The sequence below is a fragment of the Pseudomonas graminis genome (genome assembly GCF_900111735.1).
GTDB classification, from domain to species: domain Bacteria; phylum Pseudomonadota; class Gammaproteobacteria; order Pseudomonadales; family Pseudomonadaceae; genus Aquipseudomonas; species Aquipseudomonas graminis.
The window spans coordinates 1-16,707 of the sequence record NZ_FOHW01000006.1 but is presented as its reverse complement, the minus strand read 5'-3'; the positions used below and the strand labels follow the sequence as shown (position 1 = coordinate 16,707).

At 58.5% G+C, this 16,707-nt stretch carries 16 protein-coding genes; 12 read left to right on the top strand and 4 right to left on the bottom strand.

Annotation, left to right across the window (positions count from 1 at the left end; translation table 11 throughout):
* Positions 1-327 precede the first annotated feature (327 nt).
* Both BMY98_RS06415 and xseA read right to left on the bottom strand, forming a co-directional pair.
* Positions 328-1,125 (bottom strand): peptidoglycan DD-metalloendopeptidase family protein, encoded by a 798-nt coding sequence (locus BMY98_RS06415; protein ID WP_074886650.1) that lies wholly within the window; start codon positions 1,123-1,125, stop codon positions 328-330.
* A 60-nt stretch (positions 1,126-1,185) separates the two neighbouring features.
* Complete coding sequence (xseA, locus tag BMY98_RS06410) at positions 1,186-2,565, bottom strand: exodeoxyribonuclease VII large subunit (RefSeq protein WP_074886298.1); 1,380 nt, start codon at positions 2,563-2,565, stop codon at positions 1,186-1,188.
* A 136-nt stretch (positions 2,566-2,701) separates the two neighbouring features.
* Here xseA and BMY98_RS06405 point away from each other — a divergent pair, with 136 nt between their 5' ends.
* The 3 genes from BMY98_RS06405 (at position 2,702) to guaA (ending at position 6,568) form a co-directional block, all read left to right on the top strand.
* Positions 2,702-3,250: a sugar ABC transporter ATPase gene (locus BMY98_RS06405; protein WP_074886647.1), complete on the top strand. Its 549-nt coding sequence runs from the start codon at positions 2,702-2,704 to the stop codon at positions 3,248-3,250.
* Positions 3,251-3,376: 126 nt separating this feature from the next.
* Positions 3,377-4,846, top strand: a complete 1,470-nt coding sequence (gene guaB / locus BMY98_RS06400; protein ID WP_065989989.1) for an IMP dehydrogenase — start codon at positions 3,377-3,379, stop codon at positions 4,844-4,846.
* 144 nt (positions 4,847-4,990) lie between these two features.
* The gene (guaA, locus tag BMY98_RS06395) at positions 4,991-6,568 is read left to right on the top strand and encodes a glutamine-hydrolyzing GMP synthase (RefSeq protein WP_074886295.1); all 1,578 of its coding nucleotides are present in this window, start codon (positions 4,991-4,993) and stop codon (positions 6,566-6,568) included.
* Positions 6,569-7,313: 745 nt separating this feature from the next.
* On the opposite strand, the gene BMY98_RS26695 is transcribed toward guaA, so the two are convergent.
* Together BMY98_RS26695 and BMY98_RS06385 are read right to left on the bottom strand one after the other, a co-directional pair.
* The gene (locus BMY98_RS26695; protein ID WP_175514148.1) at positions 7,314-8,255 is read right to left on the bottom strand and encodes a Tle-like phospholipase domain-containing protein; all 942 of its coding nucleotides are present in this window, start codon (positions 8,253-8,255) and stop codon (positions 7,314-7,316) included.
* A 326-nt stretch (positions 8,256-8,581) separates the two neighbouring features.
* Entirely contained in the window at positions 8,582-9,508 is a 927-nt protein-coding gene (locus BMY98_RS06385) for a LysR substrate-binding domain-containing protein (RefSeq protein WP_074886292.1), read from the bottom strand.
* Positions 9,509-9,677: 169 nt separating this feature from the next.
* Here BMY98_RS06385 and BMY98_RS06380 point away from each other — a divergent pair, with 169 nt between their 5' ends.
* The 9 genes from BMY98_RS06380 to BMY98_RS06340 form a co-directional block, all read left to right on the top strand.
* Complete coding sequence (locus tag BMY98_RS06380) at positions 9,678-10,541, top strand: glycine betaine ABC transporter substrate-binding protein (protein WP_074886289.1); 864 nt, start codon at positions 9,678-9,680, stop codon at positions 10,539-10,541.
* 140 nt (positions 10,542-10,681) lie between these two features.
* Positions 10,682-11,425, top strand: a complete 744-nt coding sequence (locus tag BMY98_RS06375; protein ID WP_074886286.1) for an HAD-IA family hydrolase — start codon at positions 10,682-10,684, stop codon at positions 11,423-11,425.
* Positions 11,426-11,437: 12 nt separating this feature from the next.
* A complete protein-coding gene (locus BMY98_RS06370; RefSeq protein WP_074886283.1) occupies positions 11,438-12,739 on the top strand; it encodes an NAD(P)/FAD-dependent oxidoreductase in 1,302 nt (433 codons plus the stop codon).
* A 53-nt stretch (positions 12,740-12,792) separates the two neighbouring features.
* Positions 12,793-13,092, top strand: coding sequence for a hypothetical protein (locus tag BMY98_RS06365; RefSeq protein ID WP_074886281.1), 300 nt, complete (start codon positions 12,793-12,795; stop codon positions 13,090-13,092).
* Complete coding sequence (locus BMY98_RS06360) at positions 13,089-13,454, top strand: cupin domain-containing protein (protein WP_074886278.1); 366 nt, start codon at positions 13,089-13,091, stop codon at positions 13,452-13,454. Before BMY98_RS06365 ends, BMY98_RS06360 begins: the two co-directional genes overlap by 4 nt.
* A gap of 364 nt (positions 13,455-13,818) precedes the next feature.
* Positions 13,819-14,100: a hypothetical protein gene (locus BMY98_RS06355; RefSeq protein ID WP_074886275.1), complete on the top strand. Its 282-nt coding sequence runs from the start codon at positions 13,819-13,821 to the stop codon at positions 14,098-14,100.
* Positions 14,101-14,341: 241 nt separating this feature from the next.
* Positions 14,342-15,421 (top strand): tartrate dehydrogenase, encoded by a 1,080-nt coding sequence (locus BMY98_RS06350; protein ID WP_074886272.1) that lies wholly within the window; start codon positions 14,342-14,344, stop codon positions 15,419-15,421.
* Entirely contained in the window at positions 15,369-15,602 is a 234-nt protein-coding gene (locus BMY98_RS06345; protein WP_245760027.1) for a UxaA family hydrolase, read from the top strand. Before BMY98_RS06350 ends, BMY98_RS06345 begins: the two co-directional genes overlap by 53 nt.
* 35 nt (positions 15,603-15,637) lie before the next feature.
* Positions 15,638-16,707 (top strand): NAD-dependent succinate-semialdehyde dehydrogenase (locus tag BMY98_RS06340; protein ID WP_074886271.1); only part of this gene is annotated, 1,070 nt, incomplete at its 3' end.

Genomic DNA, 16,707 nt, shown 5'->3' with positions numbered 1-16,707 from the left:
GAGGCAGCGATGTTGACGCATCAGAATGAGGGTGTGAGAGGTTTTCATGTCGCCAAACGTAACCAATGAGGTGAAAGCTGGCAAGCGGTTGGGAAAAATTGAGAGAGTTTGTCGGTATGTAGTTAATGTCGAGATTTTATTGCCGTTTTCCGGGCTTCCGCGCGATTAAATTGCCTGCACGGTTCGGTCCGAACGTATCGGCTGTGATGACAGGACCGGCTTCAGCCGGGAAAGCGCCAGAACTCACACCATCATATTTGCAGTGCAGCGCCTGACGCCTTCCCGGCTAAAGCCTGTCCTACAGGGCCATTAACCCAGACTCAAGCGTTACGGCTGAAACGCATTAATGAAAATCGCCGGATCCACCCGCGCGTCATTCAGGCTGATGTTCCAGTGCATATGCGGCCCCGTCGCGCGGCCAGTCGAACCCACGCGCCCGACCACGCCACCGCGCGGAACGGCATCGCCGACTTTCACGTCGATCTTAGACATGTGGCAGAACATGCTAATGAAGCCCTGCCCGTGATCGACGAACACCGTGTTGCCGTTGAAGAAGTAGTTACCGATCAGAATCACCTTGCCCGCCGCTGGCGACTTGATAGGCGTCCCGGCAGGGACCGCGAAGTCCAGTCCGGCGTGAGGATTACGCTCCTCGCCGTTGAAGAAACGTCGCACGCCGAATTTGCTGGAGAGCGGCCCGTCCACCGGTTTGTCCAGCAGAAGGTTGCTCGGCGTCACGGGACTGAACGTACGGTAGGCGCGGACTTGCACATCGAGCTCCTGCTCGATGCGCTTCAAGTCGTCCGGGTTCGGATTGACCTGACGCTGGTTCTTCAGGGTAATGCGCTGCTCCGGGTACTTCTTGTTGCCCACCACGAAAGGCAGGTTGCGGCCGCCGCTGCTGACCTGTTGCGGGCTGCCTGGCTTGATGGTCAGCGGGATGCCGACGATGGCCAGCCAGCGCGCGTCCTGATCCTTGACGACCAGCACCGGTTTGCCCTGCCACGTGGCCTTGGGCGCTTGCGCGGAAGGGCCGAGGTCGACCACCGCTACGCCGCCCGGTACCGGCTTGTTGAGCAGGCGGGAAATGTAGCTGTCGGCGTAGGCGGGCAGGGCAACGCACATGGCTGCACACAGTGAAAGGGCAGCAGTTGCCAGCGAACGGGAGAGAGAAGGCAGCATTGATCAATCCAGAAGTGAAAGGGTGACAGGCGTCAGATGGTTGTCTTCGACGCGCACTTGCAGCTCGCCGTCCGCCAGCTTTGCTGTCAGGCGCTGACCCTGATGGGTCTGCTCGGCAGCGCGAATGGCTCTGCCGCGTTCATCCAGCAAAATACTGTAACCACGGCCGAGGGTCGCCAGCGGGCTGACCACGTTGAGCGTCTGCACCTGACTTTGCAGCTGCAGGCGACGGGTTTTGAGGTTTTCCTTGATCGCACGGGGCAACCTCTCGGCCAGTACCGCCAGGCGCTGACGCAGAAACATCAGCGTGCGTCCCGGGTGTTGCGCGGCGAGGCGGCTTTCCAGGTGGCTCATGCGCACCTGGCGCTTGTGCATCTGCTGTTCAAAGGCCCGGCGCATGCGCATGTCAAGGTCGTCGAGCCGCTGGGCGCGCTGGCGCAGACGCTCGCCTGGGTGACGCAAGCGGCGGGAAATACCGTCCAGGCGCAATTGCTCGCGCATCAGCCGGTCCTGCATGCGGCTGATCAGTCGGCGCTCCAGGCTGTCAACCCTGCGGTGCAGATCGCTTGAGTCCGGCGCCAGCAGCTCAGCGGCGGCGGAGGGCGTCGGCGCACGCACGTCGGCGACGAAGTCACTGATCGAGACATCGGTTTCGTGACCGACCGCGCTGACGATCGGCGTCACGCACGCATCGATGGCGCGGGCGACGGCCTCTTCGTTGAAGCACCAGAGGTCTTCCAGCGAGCCGCCGCCCCGCGCGAGGATCAACGCATCGAAGCCCCTTCCATCTGCGAGCTTCAGGGCGCGCACGATCTGGCCGATGGCTTCGCGGCCCTGCACGGCGGTGGGGATCAGGGTGAGTTCGACCTGGGGCGCACGACGACGAAACACGCTGATGATGTCGCGAATCACCGCGCCGGTCGGGGAGCTGATGATGCCGATGCGCTTGGGGTGCAGGGGCAGGGCGACCTTGCGCTCGGCGCTGAACATCCCTTCGGCGCTGAGCTTCTCCTTCAGCGCGTCGAAGGCCAGACGCAGCGCGCCATCGCCGGCAGGCTCGACGATGTCGAGAATCAGCTGGTAGTCCCCGCGACCCTCAAACAGAGAGACCTTGCCGCGTACCTTGACCGCCAGGCCATCTTTCAGCGCCTGACGCACCCGTGCCGCGTTGCTGCGAAACAACGCGCAACGGACCTGGGCGCCGGAGTCCTTCAGCGTGAAGTAAACGTGCCCGGAGGCCGGACGCGAGAGGTTGGAAATCTCGCCCTCCACCCAGATGCTGGAAAACACATCTTCCAGCAGCACGCGTGCGCGGCCGTTGAGCTGGCTGACAGTGAGGACGTCCCGGTCAAGGCCGAGTCTTGCGAAGGGGTCTTTGATCATGGCGGCATCATAAAGGCTTTGGGGCACGGGTCACCAGATGAGATCGCTGGCGGCGCGCGCCCCGACGGCCATACTTGACGTCACCGACAGCGCGATTAAGCTGCCGCCCCCCGATTACTTGTCAGACAGGCCCGTCATGGACACCCAAAGCATCATCGTCCCGCAAATCTCCAGCTTTCCTGCGCACGAAGCGAAGGCGCGGGCGATCCTGCGCTGGCTGGTGAAGCTGAACGTCGTCGAAGAATCGCTGACCACCTGTGGGCGCAGCTTCAACCGCATGGCCTACGCGGTTGCCCCGGGCGCGCGACGCTTCGTCGAAAACCCTGACGCCTTGCCATTCGGTCAACCGGTCAACGGTCTGGAAATCGTCCTCAAGCGTTGCATCTATACACCGCAGCAGGGTTTCAAGGAGGAGGCCGGTTGCCCGGAATGCCGGCGCGAGATCGGCGAAGCCCTGTTCGACAGCCTGGAAGACTGGATGCCGGGCCACACCGACAACTTCATGTGCCCCGAATGCCGCCATGAAGACGACATCAACGGCTTCCTGTTTCTTGAACCGTGCGGGTTCTCGAATCTGGGGTTCATCTTCAACAACTGGCTGGATGCCGGCTTCAAGAGCAGCTTTGTCGAGGCGTTTGCCGAACGGATGGACCGTCCGGTGTCCCACGTCAAAGTCAGGATGTAGATCTGCGCGGCTGTCATTGGGCGCCGTAATCCGGCTCATGCGTAAATAGCCTGATCTTTACATTGAGATAGTGCAGGTGTCTGGGTACAATGGCGCGCTTCCATTTTCCCGCTCGGGAGCCCAGCGATGCTGCGTATCAGCCAAGAAGCCCTTACATTCGACGACATTCTCCTTGTGCCCGGTTATTCCGAGGTGCTTCCCAACGAAGTCAGTCTGAAAACACGATTGACCCGTGGCATCGAACTCAACATCCCCCTCGTTTCCGCCGCTATGGACACCGTTACTGAAGCCCGTCTGGCAATCGCCATGGCTCAGGAAGGCGGCATCGGCATCATCCACAAGAACATGACCGTCGAGCAGCAAGCTGCCGAAGTGCGCAAGGTCAAGAAGTTCGAAGCGGGTGTGGTCAAGGATCCGATCACCATCGAGGCTGACGCCACTGTTCGCGATCTGTTCGAACTGACCCGTCAACACAACATCTCCGGCGTTCCGGTCCTGCATGACGGCGAGCTCGTCGGCATCGTGACCTCCCGCGACGTCCGCTTTGAAACCCGTCTTGATGTGCCTGTTCGCGAAGTGATGACGCCGAAAGAGCGTCTGGTCACCGTCCGCGAAGGCGCCGACAAGTACGAAGTGCGCGATCTGCTGCACAAGCACCGCCTGGAAAAAGTCCTGATCGTCGACGACAAGTTCGCGCTCAAGGGCATGATGACCGTCAAGGACATCGAGAAATCCAAAGCCTGGCCACTGGCGAGCAAAGACGACCAGGGTCGTCTGCGTGTCGGCGCTGCGGTCGGCACCGGCAAAGACACCGGCGAACGCGTTAGCGCGCTGGTGGCTGCGGGCGTTGACGTTATCGTTGTCGACACCGCACACGGCCACTCCAAAGGCGTGATCGACCGCGTTCGCTGGGTCAAACAGAACTTCCCGGACGTGCAAGTCATCGGCGGCAACATCGCCACCGGCGCCGCTGCGCTCGCACTGGTTGAAGCTGGCGCTGACGGCGTCAAGGTCGGCATCGGTCCTGGCTCCATCTGCACCACCCGTATCGTGGCAGGCGTGGGCGTCCCGCAAATCAGCGCCATTGCCAATGTGGCTTCGGCACTGGAAGGCACTGACGTTCCGCTGATCGCCGACGGCGGCATCCGTTTCTCGGGTGACCTGTCCAAGGCCATCGTTGCCGGTGCCTACTGCGTGATGATGGGCTCGATGTTTGCCGGTACCGAAGAAGCCCCGGGCGAGATCGAGCTGTTCCAGGGCCGTTCGTACAAGGCCTATCGCGGCATGGGTTCTCTGGGCGCCATGTCCCAGGCCCAGGGATCGTCGGACCGTTACTTCCAGGACTCGTCCGACGGCGCGGAAAAACTCGTGCCGGAAGGTATCGAAGGCCGCGTTGCGTACAAGGGTTCGCTGACTGCCATCGTTCACCAGTTGATGGGCGGCCTGCGCTCTTCGATGGGTTACACCGGCAGCGCCGACATCCACGAAATGCGCACCAAGCCTGAATTCGTACGCATCACCGGTGCCGGCATGGCGGAGTCCCACGTTCACGACGTGCAGATCACCAAGGAAGCGCCGAACTACCGGGTCGGCTGACGCCTCCAGCCACAAGTTGATAGTTACTAGCTACAAGCGATCTGTAGCGGCACCGCCTTTAGGCCTGTCGCTACGGATCTGCGGCCCCTGACACCTTGCAGCTTGAAGCTTGAGGCTTGAAGCTGCTCTATCTAGAGTCCTCTCATGGCCCTCGACATTCACGCCCACCGCATCCTGATCCTGGACTTCGGTTCCCAGTACACCCAGCTGATCGCCCGTCGCGTTCGCGAAATCGGCGTTTACTGCGAACTGCACCCGTTCGACATGTCGGACGAAGCGATCCGCGAATTCGCCCCGAAAGGCATCATCCTCGCCGGCGGCCCCGAGTCCGTCCACGTTGCCGACAGCCCGCGCGCGCCGCAGGCCGTGTTCGACCTGAACGTGCCGATCTTCGGTATCTGCTACGGCATGCAAACCATGGCCGAGCAGCTCGGTGGCCGCGTGGCCGGCTCCGAAATGCGTGAGTTCGGTTACGCCCGCGTCGATATCGTCGGCAAGAGCCGCGTGCTGGATGGCATCGAAGACCACGTCGACGCCGATGGCGTTTTCGGTCTCGACGTGTGGATGAGCCACGGCGACAAAGTCACCGAAATCCCGGAAGGCTTCCACGTACTGGCCAGCACCCCTAGCTGCCCGATCGCTGGCATGGCCGACGACACCCGCGGCTACTACGGCGTGCAGTTCCACCCGGAAGTGACCCACACCAAGCAGGGCGGTCGCATCCTGTCGCGCTTCATTCTCGACATCTGCGGCTGCGAAGCGCTGTGGACCCCGTCGAAAATCGCTGAAGACGCCATCGCCCAGGTTCGCGCCCAGGTCGGCACCGACAACGTACTGCTGGGCTTGTCCGGCGGTGTCGACTCCTCGGTGGTCGCAGCGCTGCTGCACAAAGCCATCGGCGACCAACTGACCTGCGTCTTCGTCGACAACGGCCTGCTGCGTCTGCACGAAGGTGAGCAAGTCATGGCCATGTTCGCCGAGAACATGGGCGTCAAGGTGATCCGCGCCAACGCTGAAGACCAGTTCCTCAACAACCTGGCCGGCGAAAGCGATCCAGAGAAGAAGCGCAAGATCATCGGGCGCACCTTCATCGACGTTTTCGACGCCGAGTCGACCAAACTCGACAACATCAAGTACCTGGCCCAAGGCACCATCTACCCTGACGTGATTGAGTCCGCCGGCGCCAAAAGCGGCAAGGCCCACGTCATCAAGTCGCACCACAACGTGGGCGGCCTGCCGGAAGAGATGAACCTGAAACTGGTCGAGCCGCTGCGCGAACTGTTCAAGGACGAAGTCCGCCGTCTGGGCCTGGAACTGGGCCTGCCGTACGACATGGTCTACCGCCACCCATTCCCGGGCCCAGGCCTGGGCGTGCGCATCCTCGGTGAAGTGAAGAAGGAATACGCCGACCTGCTGCGTCGCGCCGACCACATCTTCATCGAAGAACTGCGCAAAGCCGACTGGTACCACAAAGTCAGCCAGGCCTTCGTCGTGTTCCAGCCGGTGAAATCGGTTGGCGTGGTCGGCGACGGTCGTCGTTACGCCTGGGTCGTGGCCCTGCGTGCCGTAGAAACCATCGACTTCATGACCGCACGTTGGGCGCACCTGCCTTACGAACTGCTGGAAACGGTGAGCGGCCGGATCATCAATGAGATCGAAGGTATCTCGCGCGTGACTTATGACGTGTCGAGCAAGCCGCCTGCGACGATTGAGTGGGAGTAGGTCTAATTTTTAAGTGTTTGATTTTTATATTAATATTATCAACGTTACGAGAGTTTCCACGTCATTAATGGCGTTGGCCGTGGTGTGCAGCGTAGGCATCCTCAGTCAGCTATATCGATACCATGTTCGGTTGGGTGATGCCGACATGGTATCAACGGTGCTTAGCCGCTCTGAGGATGTTATTGCTTTCGGCAGTTCTGATTCGGCGACAATTGCGGTGCTGGCTCACAGCTCACGCTGTGCAAGCTATCTGCCCCCTGAAGGGCTACCGACCGCGCAATATGTAGCAGACACATGCCCGATGTCTTGCCGCGTTCAATGATTGGCTTATGATACGGCACCGCCGCCGTTGGGGGATTTCTGCGTCGATGAGTACCGAGGGTTTCGCCTAGGCCCAAAGCTGGTCACGACGGATAAGGGACAGGCTTTTGAGTTGGCATTCAAGCACCGCCAGTTGAGTAGTGAGCCAGTGCCCTACCGGCCCTGTGATGCTTTGCAATAGACGTTCAGCAGGCTTTACCGCCAGGCCCGTATTAAGCAGGGATCGTCCCATAGCGGGAGGCGGTCAATGGCGGCAAAGGTGCTGGCTGCAACAGGTGATGTGGAGATCGTACAGACGATCTTGGGACATTTGTTTCTTGACCACAGCAAGCCCTATTTGACCGTAGATCAACCGACGATTCGTCGGGCATTTGAGGTTGCTCTGGCACAGGCGTCCTCTAGAAGTATCATTCGGCACTGCGCTTCAATTCTGGAGCGCAGCGTCGGTGGTCGTATTGTCCTCAAACTTAATAAGCATGCGATCGGCTTCATAACGCTTCCGAGAACTGACGATTTCGGCGTGGGTATCCGGCGCACAGAATTCATTGCTTTGGCTGCTGAGGATACTCAGCGGTTCGGTGGTGGTGTACTTTCGTCCCGACGCTACGTAGTCGGCGAAGTCGGCATATATCAGCATTTGCCGAGCGAGCACCCAGCGGTAATGGGAATAAATGGAGCTGGATTTCAGCAACTGGAAACTCATATCGGTGTGTTCAGGCAGTGCACCGATACGGCTGCGGTCGAGTTCGTTCAGCACTTCATATTTGGTAGACACTAGATAAATTCTTGGGTCGGTGCCTGCCTCTAGTTCTCTAGGACTGGGATTGAACGCCCAAGCCTGGCTGATCAATGCGCTGGTCTGCGTATCCTTGGTGACGTAGGCCGCTAGGCCACCACCGAGCGAATAGCCGGTGACTACGATGCGCTTGCCTTTGACACGAGGATCTGCTGCGGTGTCCTTTACGTATTTGATGGCGTCCGTTAGCTGTATTGGCCAGATCCAGAAATTGTGCAGCAGGTAATCCCTTATTTGGTCAGAACCGCGAAAAGCGATGACCACTTCCGGTGCTCGTGCGGGATCTTTCGGGGTATATAAATAGGTCACGGCCTGGAAGCCGCTACTCAGATCTCTCTCCAGGCCAAGTTGTGTCAGCTCTACTGGCCTATCGAAGTCAAAGACCTCCTTAGGCTCTTCACCTTGCAATGAGAGTGCGGAAGCCACTGCATAGATGTACCCGGCCTTGGCCAATTGCAAGCGGTCGACCAAGCTCTTGGCCAGGGGCTCTTGATATTCCTTGACCATGTCGAGGTAGCGCTCGTTGCACCAATAACGGCCTTCGGGCCGCGTCCAGTTGGTAGGCAACATTCGATACACCGCGCACCCCTGTAACATGGCGAGCGCAATGACTACGCAGATACGCAAGACATTTGGCATCGCATGCTCCACTTGGGCATGGGTATTGGTGTCCCTTGCGTATCCTAAGCTTCACTAATCGGTGGCGCATCAACACAATTAGCTACGTGAACACATTTTTGCCATTTCACTCTGACCAATGTTATGGCGGTGAGCTGCACCTCTGGCGCTCAGATGGTGTAAACCCTATTGCGTCAAGGCAGAGGAGACTCCCGCGCCAAGTCACACAGCTGGACCTTCGAGCCCCGCCGTCAAACTGGGGCTCCGATCATTCGCGATCAAGGCACTTGCCCGGTCACTGATAGATCCCACCAGGCCTCAAAGATTTTCAGGGCTGCCAGATTGCTGCTCGCCTCATTGATCGCCATGTAATAACCCCGCGCGGTGCGATGCTCCAGATCCAATGGCTGAACCAGCTGCCCGCTGTCGATATAGCTTTTAAGCATCCCGACGCAAGCGAGCCCGATACCCCGTCCCGCCAAAGTGGCATGGATCTGTTGTGCGTAATTGTTGTACGCAAAGCGCGACGGGGGTAGCGGCCCCTCATAGCCCATCTGACTCAGCCAGGTCGACCAGTCCACCACTGGCCAGTTGAAACCGCGCCAGTGCTCGTGATCCAGATGCAAAAGCCTTTCACCCACAAGGTGCTCCAAGCTCTCGATACGTTTGCCTTGCAGGTAAGCGGGGCTGCACAGAGGCACCATGTTTTCGTCAAATAGCCGAGTCATGCGGATGTGTTGAGACTGGCCTTCGTCACCGCAAGTGAACGCCACATCGATTTGTTCTTCGCGCAAATCCACCTCGCGGTCCAGTGCCAGGAGGCGGATCGGCACTTCGGGGTGCGCTTCCTGAAACGCCTCCAGGCGCGGCATCAGCCAGTACGTCGAAAAACCGATGGTGGCGGTGATGGTCAGCGCTTCCTGAGTACCGCTGCGGATGTCGTTCGCGGTCTGGGCGATACGCTCCAGGCTCTGATCAACGGCGGCATACAGCCTTCGACCGGAGGCCGTGAGACTGACGCGACGATGCTCCCGGACGAACAGATCGTGGCCGAGAAAATCTTCGACTTGTCGTATCTGGCGGCTGACCGCGGCTTGCGTGATGCAGATCTCATTGGCCGCTGCGGTAAAGCTCAAAAGACGCGCGGCGGCTTCGAAAATCACGAGGCCATTGAGTGGAGGAAGGCGACGCCGAAGCTTTTCCATTACCAGAAGTCATCCAAAGTCGATCAATAAATTGTTTGTTACGCCGTCTCGATCATGGCCATATAGCCATCAGGACGGCAGGCACGACCGACTACCCTTACGTTGCCCCAACATTCGATTCTGCGTCCGTGCCATTACCAAGCTGCATCGAATTTCTGGAGATAAGCTAATGCGCGTTAAGAAAGCATTCAAGGTTTTAGTAGCGGTCATGGCGTGTTCAGTGTTGCATGTGATGCCAGCCAGCGCCGACCAGCCGCCTATCCGAATCGGCTGGATCAACTGGGCGGACGCGGAGATCACCGCCAAGCTGGCGGCGAAAGCGATCGAGGATCAGACCGGGCGTCCGGTCAAGCTGGTTATGGCTGATCTGGGTATTCAGTTTCAGGCGCTGGCCACCAAGAACGTCGATGTCGTTCCCATGGTGTGGTTGCCCGGCGCTCATAAATCCTACTGGGAGAAATACAGCAGTCAGGTGGAAGACCTCGGCGTGATATACGACGGAAAGATCGGCTGGGCCATACCAGATAGCATTCCAGCCAGTGAAGTGTCGAGCATTGAGGACCTGAATAAACCCGGCATTGCCGAGAAATTCGGTAATCGCATCCTCTCGGCCGAAGCCGGCAATGGTCAGTACAAGTTGTCCGAAAAGGCCATCACTGAATACGGCCTGAAAGGCTACAAACTCTTGGCGTCGTCAGAGGCGGGCATGCTGTCTGAGCTTGCGCGAGATCAGAGTCGCGAAAAATGGTCGATCATCAACGCGTGGAACCCCCATTGGATGTTCGCCAAATGGAAGCTTCGCTACCTCACCGACCCGAAACAGATTTTTGGTGGCACCGAGCACATTCACGTGGTTTCTCGTTTGGGCTTCACCAAGGACGAACCGAAGGTCGCCACATTTCTGAGGCACTACACGCTACCGCTGAGCGATCTGGAAGCGATGCAGATGGAGGCCAAGGACAGTTCCGCCGATAAGGTTGTGGACGCTTACTACATGAAAAACAAAGCGCGCTTCGCTGCGATGTTCAATTGACCGGGGCTCCAAGCTCGGCCTGATGCTTCAACCCTTTTGAATCGACACCTGGCACACGGTCGCGCCGTTGTGACGCTCTCTTGTGCCCGCGATTCACTGTTTCAAAGGCAAACCCCACTATTGTGACCAGGAGATACACGATGAAACTGACTGATTTTAAAGTGCTTACGTTCGATGTCGTGGGCACCTTGATTAACTTCGAAGCTGGCATCCTTGCCGCAGTGCGCAGCATCGGCGGGGGCCAGGCCCAAGGTATTTCGGATGACGCGATCTTCGATGCCTACAAGCGGGCCGATGATGTGTATCGGGGTGAGATGCGCGCGCCCAATCGGTTTATGTACACCATGAGTGACATCTACCAGACATTCGCTGCCGAACTGGGCTTGATCAGCGACAAGGTGGCAGGTGATCGTTTCCAGGCGTCCGTGGTGTCTTGGCCTGCCTTCGCTGACTCGGTGGATGCGTTGGCACGCCTGCGCAAGCATTTTCGTCTGGTGGCCATGACCAACGTCGACCGCACGTCGTTCTCGGCGTACCAGTACACACTGGGTCACCCGTTTCACGACAGTCTGACCTCGGAAGAGACCGGTGTTCACAAACCCGATCCTTTGTACTTCGCGTTCAACGAAGGGCGTCAATCGGCAGCAGGCTTCCAGAAGCGCGACATCCTGCATGTCGCTCAGAGCCAGTATCACGATATAGGCGTGGCGAGCGAAGCGGGTTATACCACCTGCTGGATTGAGCGTCGCCATGACATCGAAGGCTATGGCGCAACGCCGGTCCCTCCGAAGGTCACCAAGCCAGACTTCCATTTCCACTCGATGCAGCAGTTTGCAGATGCTGTCGAAGCAGAACTGGCTAACCCCGCCGCCCGCTTTTCTTAAGGACGCCCCGTCATGACTGCGCGCGCCCTTTTCCCGGATGTAGCGTCACTGTGGCAGGAAACGGCCATCGATCCACCGGTCCTCAATCCTTTGGAGGGAGATCATCAATACGATGTGGTGATCGTCGGTGGTGGCTACACCGGACTGTCTACAGCGAGGTATCTGGCCGCCAAAGGACTGTCGCCGGTTGTGTTGGAGGCCAGCCGGATCGGATGGGGAGCGAGTGGTCGTAACGGCGGTGTGGTGTCGGCTAAATACCGCCTGCCTCTGAGCCGAGTCGCCGCGCGCCATGGCCTTGAGATGGCGCAGATCATGCGGCGGCTGTCCCTTGAGTCAGTGGAACACATCGAAGAGCTGGTGACGGCTTACTCGCTGGAGGCTGCGCAGTATCGTAAGAATGGCAGCCTGCATTGCGCGCACAACGCGACTTCCCTGGCGTACTGCGCACAGGAGGCGCATTGGTTGGCTGCCGAGCTGGGCGAGCGCTCTTTGCACGTTATGTCTGCCAGGCAGATGCAGGAAGAGACCGGCTCCCCGGACTTTGTCGGCGGGGTGCTGGACACTGGCGGAGGTCTGCTTCACCCGCTGAATTTTGCAAGAGGCTTCGCCCGTGGCCTAAAGGCAGAAGGCATAACGCTGAGTGAGTCATCACCGGTCACGGGCATACGCCGGGTTACGAACGGCGTCGTAGTGCACACCTCGCACGGGACGGTCACCGCGAAGCAAGTGGTGTTGGCTACCAATGGATATTCCACTTTGACCTCTGCAACAGACGCAGTTCGCCAGTGCGTGGTGCCTTTTCGCTCAGCAATGCTGGCGACGGAGCCTCTGACAGGGCAAGAGCTGCAGTTGCTGAGGCATGCTCGCAGCTACACCGAAACCCGCCGAATGATGCGCTGGTTTCGCATGGCTGGCGACCGTCTGCTGTATGGCGGTCGCGGAGCTTTCGGTACCGATGATTCGAGTACTGCATACGAGGCGCTTCATAGGGCGATGATTAAGCAGTTCCCGACGTTGGCCGAGACTGCGATCAGCCATCGATGGTCGGGGCTGGTGGCTTTGACGGTCGACAGCGTGCCGCAGGTGGGGCGTCTGGATGATCGGGTCGTGTATGCGATGGGCTACAACGGCACTGGTGTGGCGATGTCTTCGTACATTGGTAAACACGTGGCCGAAGTCGTGACAGGAAGCGCACCTGAGCTGGGATTGATATGGGCGGACCGAGTTCGCCGCATCCCTTTTTATCCATTACGGGTGCCCGTGGTTCGGCTCGTTGCAGGCTGGTATCAGTTTTTGGATGCCATCGGTCGTTGATCCGGGCTGGTACATACCGTAACAGGCAATTGGTTCGACCAGAGGGTAAAGGCATGGGCGTGCTGTTGGAAAGTGAAATCCATTGTCTGAAGCTCGGCGCCTATCTGGCGGCCGAGTTACTTGAACGGAACGATGATCCACTCGCCAGGTGGCTGGCCAGTCACATCACTAGGTTGATGCGCGAGTTGGAGCCAGCGCAGGATGCCGGCCAGGTCGCGCAAGCCAGCAACGCTTGTATGGACGCCATTCTGAAATTCTGGAAGCACCGGGCACCGTTTCCCTACCTGGGGCAAAACCGTTTTAGAAACGGCTCAGCCATTCACTCACTATCCAAATCGGTCGGTTGGCCATGAATATAAAAATTATTGCTCAATCGTCTGTCGCAAATGGCTTGGAGTCTCTTGGCGCGCCCTCAAGACCGCTGGGCACACCCGCCCAAAACATGAGTGGCATGGAGGTTCACCTTGACGGTGCGGCAGAGAACAAAACTGGAATATGGGAATGCACCCCGGGACGATTTGAGCGTCAATTAACCGAAGCTGAGTTCATGCATATCCTGACGGGAGTTTGTACGTTCACACCCAGTGATGGAGAACCTCTAGCTATAAAAGGTGGAGATACGCTGTTTTTTCCTCGAAATACCTCAGGTGTCTGGGATATTCAAGAAACGCTGAGAAAGGTCTATGTGGTGTTTAAGCCTGCGGGCCCTACCTGACCTGATAACTGCGATCAGTCATCAATGTTCAGGGGTTGTGGCTTTGACGGCCGACAGCGTGCCCTAGGTGGGGCGTCCGGATGATCGGGTCGTGTAAGCGACGGGCTACAACGGCACAGGGGGTGATGTCTTCGTGCATCGGCAAACACGTGGCCGAAGTCTTCGCAGGAACATACCGGAGCTGGGGTTGATATGGGCGGACTGAGCTAGCCGAATTCCTTTTTCATTCATTACGGGTGCCCGTGGTTTGGCTCGTTGGGGGCTGGTATCAGTTCCTGGATGCCAACGGACGTTGAGCCGGGCCTTCTTGTAAAAACCATCTGACGCAGGCAACTCGATTGCCTGAGTACAAGGAGGTCAAGACATGGTCATGCTGTTGGAAAATGAAACCCATTGCTTAAAGCTAGGCGCTGATCTCACCGCCGAGTTGATGGAGCGAAACGACGATCCACTCGCCAGGTGGCTGGCCAGTTACATCGCCAGGTTGATGCGCGAGCTAGAGGAGGCTGAGGATCCATGCCAGGTCGCGCGCGCCAGCAGCGCTTGCATGGATGCAATTCTGAAACTCTGGGAGCATAGAGCATCGCTTCCTTCCGGTCGGCAAGACCACTCCAGAAATGGTCCTGATACCAACTCAGTTGAATAGTTTGTTCGGCGATAAGCGACAAATAATCTCTCAATCTGATGTCGCACAAAGCTTGTGATCTTTTGGTAGCCCTTCCAGGTCGCCGAGTACGCCAGTGCAGAACCAGAGAGAAATTCAGGTCATCGAGCTTGCTCATGGATTTCCTAAAAACCAGGAATGGCTTTCAAGTAAGAGTAATCATCAATCCATAGGCACTGCAAACATCGAAATCCATAACCCAATCAACCCAGGAGTCGAATCCATGAGCAAAGCCCGGTACAAAATTGCAGTGATCCCCGGCGACGGTATTGGTAAGGAAGTGATGCCCGAAGGCGTACGTGTGCTCGACGCTGTGGCTGCCCAATTCAATCTGGAACTGCAATGGGACTGGTTCGACTTTGCCAGCGCCGATTACTACCTGGCTCACGGCAAGATGATGCCAGATGACTGGTTCAACACCCTCAAGGGTTACGACGCGATTTACTTCGGCGCCGTGGGCTGGCCGGACGTAGTGCCAGACCACATTTCGTTGTGGGATTCGCTGCTGCAGTTCCGGCGTGAATTCGACCAGTACGTCAACCTGCGCCCCTGCCGTCTGATGCCCGGCGTGAAGGCCCCACTGGCGAACCGCAAACCCGGCGACATCGATTTCTGGGTGGTGCGCGAGAATACCGAAGGCGAGTACTCCAGTGTCGGCGGCAAGATGTTCCCCGGAACTGATCGCGAGATCGTGCTGCAGGAAACCGTGATGACCCGCATCGGCGTCGACCGTATCCTCAAGTTCGCCTACGACCTGGCGCAAAGCCGTCCGAAGAAGCACCTCACCTCGGCCACCAAATCCAATGGCATCGCGATCACCATGCCCTATTGGGATGAGCGCGTCGTGGAAATGGGCAAGAAATATCCTGACGTCAACGTCGACAAGTACCACATCGATATTCTCACTGCGAACTTCGTCCTGCACCCGGACTGGTTCGACGTGGTGGTCGCAAGCAATCTGTTCGGCGATATCCTTTCCGACCTGGGCCCGGCGTGCACCGGCACGATCGGCATCGCGCCCTCGGCCAATATCAACCCGGAGCGCAATTTCCCGAGCCTGTTCGAACCGGTGCATGGTTCAGCGCCCGACATCGCCGGAAAAGGCATCGCCAACCCGATCGGGCAGATCTGGTGCGGCGCGATGATGCTTGAGCACCTGGGCCAACCCGAAGCCGGCGCCGCCGTGCTGACCGCGATCGAAACCGTGCTTGCGATGGGCCCGGAGAATGCGCCCCTGACCGCCGACATCGGTGGCACCGGCAACACTGAATCGCTGGGCAAGGCGGTTGCTGCGGCGATCTGAAGCCCGGCATAGCGACATTAATTGCGGCCTCATTCTGGACGGTGAGCTGTCAGTTGAGCAGATGGGTGAACGCATCTTTGAGCACATTCTGCAGGCTGCTTCAGGTGCGTCGACCAAGAGCGAATTGTTGGGGCTTGGGGATCACGAATTCGTGCCCTGGCACTTGGGTATCGTCAGCTGATCCAGCCCGTCCACACACATTTAAGGAACCTCGACATGAGCTTGAAACTGACCCGCACCGACCTGATCAGAACGCAGAATTTCATTGGCGGCCGCTGGACCACCCGAGATCCGGAGGCACTGCTGACTGTCACCAACCCGGCCGACGACAGCTATATCGCCCAAGTGCCCGACAGCAACGCCATTGATGCCCGTGAAGCTGTCGATGCCGCGCATTCGGCCTTTGCAGCCTGGCGCGCCACTCCTGCCAAACAGCGTGCGCAACTGATCAAACGCTGGAACGATCTGATTCTTGAACATCAGGAGGATCTGGGCAGGCTGATATCGCTGGAGCAGGGAAAACCGCTGGCTGAGGGACGAGGCGAAGTGGTCTACGCCGCCAGCTATGTGGAGTGGTTTGCCGAGGAAGCGACGCGCTCTTATGGCGATGTGATCCCGGCGCCGGTCTCGGGTCGCCGCATGACGGCAATCAAGGAACCCGTGGGTGTGGTCGCGGCGATCACACCCTGGAATTTTCCGGCGGCGATGATTGCCCGCAAGATCGCGCCAGCACTGGCAGCCGGTTGTACGGTTGTCTGCAAGCCCGCCGAAGACACGCCACTGACCTCCCTGGCGGTTGTGCGTCTGGCTGAGGAAGCAGGCTTTCCGGCAGGCATACTGAACATTGTTACCGCTTCGCGCGAGCGTACACCCGAAGTGGTAAACGCTTGGCTGGCTGATTCACGGGTGCGCAAAATCACCTTTACAGGTTCGACCCCAGTGGGTAAACACTTGGCCCGAATGTCAGCCGACACCTTGAAAAAGTGCTCGCTTGAACTGGGCGGTAATGCCCCTTTCATTGTTTTTGACGATGCGGACCTCGACGCTGCAGTGGACGGCCTCATGGTCTCCAAATTTCGTAACGGCGGTCAGACCTGCGTGTGCCCCAATCGGATCTATGTGCAGAGCGCTGTTCACGATAAATTCGTTGAAAAGCTGGTGGCAAGAGTCAGCGCGCTCAAGGTTGGGCCAGCCTCCCACAGCGATTCTCAGATTGGTCCGATGATCAACGCCCGCGCCATCGACAAGATCGCCCGCCACGTGGATGACGCTGTTTCAAAAGGCGC

Bases quoted from the DNA above. Each gene is read 5' to 3' on its own strand.
- guaA (WP_074886295.1), top strand. From the start codon at position 4,991: ATGGCCCTCGACATTCACGCCCACCGCATCCTGATCCTGGACTTCGGT.
- xseA (WP_074886298.1), bottom strand. From the start codon at position 2,565: ATGATCAAAGACCCCTTCGCAAGACTCGGCCTTGACCGGGACGTCCTC.
- BMY98_RS06350 (WP_074886272.1), top strand. From the start codon at position 14,342: ATGAGCAAAGCCCGGTACAAAATTGCAGTGATCCCCGGCGACGGTATT.
- BMY98_RS06415 (WP_074886650.1), bottom strand. From the start codon at position 1,125: ATGTGCGTTGCCCTGCCCGCCTACGCCGACAGCTACATTTCCCGCCTG.
- BMY98_RS06360 (WP_074886278.1), top strand. From the start codon at position 13,089: ATGAATATAAAAATTATTGCTCAATCGTCTGTCGCAAATGGCTTGGAG.
- BMY98_RS06370 (WP_074886283.1), top strand. From the start codon at position 11,438: ATGACTGCGCGCGCCCTTTTCCCGGATGTAGCGTCACTGTGGCAGGAA.
- BMY98_RS26695 (WP_175514148.1), bottom strand. From the start codon at position 8,255: ATGTTGCCTACCAACTGGACGCGGCCCGAAGGCCGTTATTGGTGCAAC.
- BMY98_RS06385 (WP_074886292.1), bottom strand. From the start codon at position 9,508: ATGGAAAAGCTTCGGCGTCGCCTTCCTCCACTCAATGGCCTCGTGATT.
- guaB (WP_065989989.1), top strand. From the start codon at position 3,377: ATGCTGCGTATCAGCCAAGAAGCCCTTACATTCGACGACATTCTCCTT.
- BMY98_RS06375 (WP_074886286.1), top strand. From the start codon at position 10,682: ATGAAACTGACTGATTTTAAAGTGCTTACGTTCGATGTCGTGGGCACC.
- BMY98_RS06380 (WP_074886289.1), top strand. From the start codon at position 9,678: ATGCGCGTTAAGAAAGCATTCAAGGTTTTAGTAGCGGTCATGGCGTGT.
- BMY98_RS06405 (WP_074886647.1), top strand. From the start codon at position 2,702: ATGGACACCCAAAGCATCATCGTCCCGCAAATCTCCAGCTTTCCTGCG.
- BMY98_RS06365 (WP_074886281.1), top strand. From the start codon at position 12,793: ATGGGCGTGCTGTTGGAAAGTGAAATCCATTGTCTGAAGCTCGGCGCC.
- BMY98_RS06355 (WP_074886275.1), top strand. From the start codon at position 13,819: ATGGTCATGCTGTTGGAAAATGAAACCCATTGCTTAAAGCTAGGCGCT.